We start from the raw sequence: 5302 nt of genomic DNA, 5'->3' as shown, positions 1-5302 counted from the left end.
CGGCGATGGTCAGGCCGGCCGTCTCACGCATCGCGCGGAGTACCGCACCGGTCCGGCCCCAGGCAGCCGGTTCCGCCATGCTCGGCAAGACCGCTCGCACGACCTCGCTTGCCGCATCGATCGGATGTCCCTCCTGCAACGCCCGGCTCACCTTGCCGGCAGTCTCGATCGCCCGCCCGGCAAGCACTGTCGTCGAACTCATGTCGAGCAACCGGCCGGCCATGGCGCGCATCTGATCAACGAGACCGGGCTCTGCCGGCGGACGAATCTCGGTCGTCGCTTCAGCAGCGGGCTTCTTCGTGCTTCGCCTGGGAACCGAAGCCTTGCGCTTTTCTGCTGGTGAGGGTGGGCTGGTCATGATTCATCCTTTCCTGGGGGTGACGACAGGCGGACCGCAAGGCGATCAAATCCGACTGAATTCATTGCTTCGTCCATGGTCAAAGGGCGCGGTCTCGTAGCATCATACACAAAACCCGTATCCATCAGAGGAGACATCCGTGAGCCGCACCAGCGATTTTGACAGCCTCGTTCCCGCCGTTCCCTTCAGCCGACGCCAGTTCATGGTCAGCGCCCTCGGCGCTGGGTTTGCCCTGACGGTGCAACCCGTTGCCGCAGAGACCATCATCACAACCGACAGCGTCGGCCTCACCGCCGACGAGGTCAAGATCCCGGCTGCCGGCGGCGCGATGCCGGCCTATCGCGCGCAACCGGCAAGCGGCGGCAACTGGCCGGTCATCCTCGTGGTGCAGGAGATTTTCGGTGTCCATGAGTACATCAAGGATGTTTGCCGTCGTCTGGCCAAGCTCGGTTACCAGGCCATCGCGCCCGAGCTTTTCGCGCGGCAGGGTGACCCGCGGCAGTTCAGCAACGTGGCGGAGCTGCTCAGCAAGGTGGTGAGCAAGGTCCCGGATGGGCAGGTCATGAGCGACCTCGACGCCTGTGTCGCCTGGGCCAGTGCCCATGCTGGTGACGTCAATCGCCTGGGCATCACCGGCTTCTGCTGGGGCGGCCGGATTACCTGGTTGTACGCGGAGCACAATCCACAACTCAAGGCCGGCGTCGCCTGGTACGGAAGAATCGTCGGCCAGGCCAGCGAACTGACCCCCAGGCAGCCGATCGACGTCGCCGGCAAGCTGAACGCGCCGGTGCTCGGACTATACGGCGGAATCGATCAGGGCATCCCGATCGAAACCGTCGACCAGATGAGCGAGGCGCTCGCCAGCGCCGCCAATCCGGCCAGCAAGGCGTCGACAATCCATGTCTATGACCAGGCGCCGCATGCCTTTCATGCGGACTATCGACCGAGCTACCGCAAGGACGAGGCGGAGGATGGCTGGCGCCGCCTGCAGGCGTGGTTCCGCCAGCACGGCGTCTGATCTGCTCGACGTGAGTACGGTGATCGCAGATGCGCGTCGCGCCGCTCATCTGCGATCACATCAGCTGATCGGCGCCAACTTCCTGACCCAAACTCAGGACGACTCCACGTCGCTGGAATCGCCGTAAGTTTCGCTCCCCAACCGCTCGGCCACCTTTCGCGCCCGCGGGTTGATCTTATCGGCGAAACCACGATCAGACGCCATACCTCTCGCTCAGGCGCGAGCCGGCCAACGCAGCACCCCGGTCGCCAGTGCGGTTCCCAGAACGACGATGACGCCGCCGACGAGCATGCCGGCAGCAAGCCTTTCCCCGAGGAACAGGCTGCCCCAGAGGACGCCGAAGAGCGGGATCAGAAAGGTCACCGTCACCGCGCGCGAAGCGCCGACGTTGGCAATCAGGCGGAAGAAAAGCAGAAAGGCGAGCGCGGTGCAGCCGACGCCGAGAACGATGGCCGCCGACCAGGCCATCAAGCCGGGCTCGGGGTAAAGGGTTGCGCCCATGACTAGGGCACGCGTCCCGCAGCCAGCAGGCATCGAGGCCACGGCTGTATGGGCGCACAGTTGTGGCCTCTCGATTGCCCGACTCGTATCCCCATGTCTGCCGCCGGTGCTCCTGCTCGCACTGCCGTCTATCGCCGTCGCCGGCCCGAACGTACCGTGCTCTATCGCACCGTGCAGACGCACCTCGCCACCTGGCTCGAACTCTCTTGCGATAGCCGCCAGGGCGCTTCCGGCCCAGCCCATGTCGAACGCGAGTTCCGCCGCTATCTCGAATGCGGCATTCTCGCGCATGGCTTTGCCCGCGCTCGATGCGCCGAGTGCGGTCACGATTTTCTCATTGCCCCCTCGTGGATTCGTGCAAGGGCCGTGGTGTCTGCCCCGCTTGCAACACCCGGCGAATGGTCGAAACCGCCGCCCATCTGGCCGACCACGTTTTTGCGCGACTGCCGGTCCGCCAGTGGGTGCTGTCGGTTCCCAAGCGGCTGCGTGATCACCTGCAACACGATCCGACGATCGAGACGCTGGCGCTGCGCATTTTCCTGAGCGTCGTGGAACAAGCCTTGCGCCGCGCCTGCCCGGCGGCGGGCTCCAATTCCCGGATCGGCGAGGTGGCCTTCATCCACCGCTTTGGGGCGCTGCTCAATCCGCATGAGCACTTCCACTGCCTCGTCATCGAGGGCGTTTTCGAGGCGGACGCCTCGGGAACTGCGACGTTTCACGAAAGCCGTGCCCCCGACCAGAAGTTGCTCGACGAAGTGCAGGCCAAGGTCCGCCGGCGTCTGCTGCGCGCGCTGACCCGCCGCGGTGTGCTTGAGCCGGAAGACGCCGAGACAATGGCGAGTTGGGAGCACGGTGGCGGCTTCTCGCTCGACGCCAGCGTGCGCATCGAAGGCGCCGACCGCCCGGGCCTGGAACGGTTGCTACGGTATTGCGCTCGCCCGGCCTTCGCGCTGGAGCGCTTGCGTGAAATCGACGCCGAACACTTGGTCTACAAGAGCATCAAGCCGGGTCCTGGTGGCAGACGCGACCGGGTCAATCGCTGCGGCCGCTGTGCAAATCGTCACGCCAAGCCGGTCGTCCGAGGGGACAGAGGAAGCACCGGGGGAAGAGGAAGCGATCCACAGTCGCGCCGCCCGCACTACCTGGGCGCTGTTGTTCGCGCGGGTCTATGAGGTCTTTCCGCTCGTCTGCCCACGCTGCGGCGGCGAGATGCGAATCATCGCTTTCATCACCGACGCCTGCGCCGTGCGCGACATTCTGACCCATATCGGCGAGCCAACATCGCCGCCACGCCTGATGAGAGCCCGTGCGCCCCCGCTCTGGGAGATGCGAGGCGCCACCATGGGCGAGGACGAAGCGCAGCCCCAACCAGTGCCGGACTACGAATTCGACCAGCGCATTGCCTGGTAGGTGCCAATGCGCAAGGGTCCAGGCTGAAGCAAGACGAGTTGTCATCGCCCGTCGTGGGAGGACTCGTGCCTGTGGTCATCCGCCCGGCCGGACCGGCCGGGCGGATGACCACAGGCACTGAGCGGGGCGAGATTCGGATGACTTTTCAGGGGCCCCCGGGTCCAAATTCGACATTGACGCTGCTTGATGAAGGCTCATATAGCTCATATACTCTCATCGGTGCCGTTGGATTTCCTATCCTTTAATTACTCATGATTCAGCATCCTGTCAGTAACCATCCCCCGGCAAAGCAGGGGGCTTTCATTATGTGAGCCGCTCAAAGCGGCTAAACAGGGTCGCTAACGGTCATTGCAGGACAGGCAGCCACCCCGTATCATGAAACATTCGAAGGCGCGGTCTGCTCGCCAGCCAAAGCTAGAGGCACCAGGGGTGGTGCTTGACCGAGGCACCAGAGCGACCCTGCCACGCTCTTTTCCTAGCATCGCGGCGTCATCGTCGGCGATGCTTTTTTGCACCCGAAAGCCGGGTTGTTTCACATTAACGCGACCCTGGCTCTATTGCGCCACCTAAAGGTGGCAAATCAGCGCCACAGGCGCAGTTGATCCAGTCGCTTGTCCTCCTGCTCCTGGTCTCGGATGTAGTCCCGGATCAACGTCTCGTCTCGACCAACGGTCGAGGCGAGGTATCCTCTTGCCCAGAGCTCTGGCCGAAGAGGTTCCTCTCGTGCTCACCGTAGGCCCGGGCCAAGTGAATCGCGCTCTTGGCCTTGATGTACCACGACATGTAACATCACATAGTTCGAATGGCTTAGGCTTTCGGACTCGTCAATCGGGATTCTCCATACTCGTGTGCTTGGCGACTCACGGCTTGAAGTTTCCTGATGGACTCCCTGAAATGTCAGACTTTTCCAGTCCCCCGGCAGAGCCGCCATCCTCACAACTTAGTACTTTCCCATAACTTCGATGGCGCTCCCAAAGCCGCGCAGGCGTTCGCCTTGCGGTGGGTGTAGTTCTCCTGCATAATCGTATGGTAATCCATTGTTTATAAAGGACTATCACATGACGGCCTGAATATTCGAAGATACTTATATACCTGTCCAACTAACTGTTTTCAAGCACGTTTCTGGAGGCGGCACGGTTCAGCTCCAAGCACTTCACCCGGCAGCGCACCCTGACGCTGCCGACCGTCGTGAGCTTCCTCCTCTCCGGCGTTCAGGGCGCCGTCCAGTCCGAACTCGATCAGTTCTTTGCCCACCTGCGTAATCGCGCCAACTCGGTGCGCGAGGTGACGGCGCAAGCGTTCTATCAGGCGCGTTACCGGATCAACGCGTTGGTGTTTGGCGAGCTGAATCAGGAACTGATCCGTCTGGTCGAGGAGCACTTGCCGATCCCGCGGTGGCAGGGGCTGCGGCTGGTCGCCGCCGACGGCAGCGCGGTTCGCCTGACCTTGATGAAAGACGGTGTGCGGTCGATTGTCCAGGGGGTGGCTTTCGGCTTGTACTTGCCAGGCATTGAGCTCTTCCTGGACTTTCGGCTGTTCGAGCCGCTGTGTGATGAGCGCCAGATGCTCTTCGAGGCGATCGACAACCTGCGCGCCGACGATGTGCTGCTGCTGGACCGGGGCTTTCCCTGTCGTTGGCTGGTGTCGGCGCTGACCGCACGCGGCATTCCCTTTCGTGATTAGCGCTGTGCTTCAGCCAGTCTGAGCCAAACCTCGGTGCGCTTGCCCGTCGTAACGGCCGCGCGGATAAGGCGCGGCAGGATGGTCCTGAGATTGAATCGGCGGTTGAATCGATATTGCGTTTCGGACAAGTAACGGTAAGCGTACTTCCCGAACTTGAAGGCATGATACGTCCCACTGATGGAGGTCTTGACCCAAGTTTAACGAGTCCCAAAAAACATCTCTCTGAATCAATCGGTTGCGGGCCAAGAGGATGTCGAGTGGCACTACAAGCCCGTAATTGGCGATTCAGCTGATCAGTTTTCTGGTTCCTCCGGGTGCGGCGCTGATGCCCA

The 5302-nt window shown here is 62.4% G+C and carries 3 protein-coding genes and 4 pseudogenes; 3 read left to right on the top strand and 4 right to left on the bottom strand.

Features of this window, described 5'->3' with window-relative positions; genetic code table 11:
• The coding region (locus V5B39_RS21635; RefSeq protein WP_332344883.1) for a hypothetical protein at positions 1–358 on the bottom strand (358 nt) is incomplete at its 3' end.
• A gap of 202 nt (positions 359–560) precedes the next feature.
• Between V5B39_RS21635 and V5B39_RS21630 the strand changes: the two genes are divergently transcribed.
• Positions 561–1376 (top strand): dienelactone hydrolase family protein, encoded by an 816-nt coding sequence (locus V5B39_RS21630; protein WP_332344884.1) that lies wholly within the window; start codon positions 561–563, stop codon positions 1374–1376.
• A gap of 213 nt (positions 1377–1589) precedes the next feature.
• Here the strand turns inward: V5B39_RS21630 and V5B39_RS21625 are convergent.
• A pseudogene (locus V5B39_RS21625) lies at positions 1590–1853 on the bottom strand (EamA family transporter); the annotation flags it as partial.
• 117 nt (positions 1854–1970) lie between these two features.
• Between V5B39_RS21625 and V5B39_RS21620 the strand changes: the two are divergent.
• A pseudogene (locus V5B39_RS21620) lies at positions 1971–3287 on the top strand (transposase).
• Between the two features lie 580 nt (positions 3288–3867).
• Here the strand turns inward: V5B39_RS21620 and V5B39_RS21615 are convergent.
• Positions 3868–4061: pseudogene (locus V5B39_RS21615) on the bottom strand (transposase); the annotation flags it as partial.
• A 414-nt stretch (positions 4062–4475) separates the two neighbouring features.
• On the opposite strand from V5B39_RS21615, the gene V5B39_RS21610 reads away from it, so the two are divergent.
• Positions 4476–4970 carry a hypothetical protein gene (locus tag V5B39_RS21610; protein WP_332344882.1) on the top strand — a complete coding sequence of 165 codons (495 nt, stop codon included), beginning with the start codon at positions 4476–4478 and terminating at the stop codon, positions 4968–4970.
• Here V5B39_RS21610 and V5B39_RS21605 read toward each other — a convergent pair.
• Positions 4967–5161: pseudogene (locus V5B39_RS21605) on the bottom strand (transposase); the annotation flags it as partial. The gene V5B39_RS21610 and the pseudogene V5B39_RS21605 overlap by 4 nt on opposite strands.
• Positions 5162–5302 lie beyond the last annotated feature (141 nt).

The sequence above is a fragment of the Accumulibacter sp. genome (genome assembly GCF_036625275.1).
Lineage (GTDB): Bacteria > Pseudomonadota > Gammaproteobacteria > Burkholderiales > Rhodocyclaceae > Accumulibacter.
Note: the sequence above shows the minus strand (reverse complement) of the source record. Positions and strands in the feature narration are given on the sequence as shown.

Coding starts and splice junctions, on each gene's coding strand:
- V5B39_RS21630 (WP_332344884.1), top strand. CDS start 561: ATGGTCAGCGCCCTCGGCGCTGGGTTTGCCCTGACGGTGCAACCCGTT.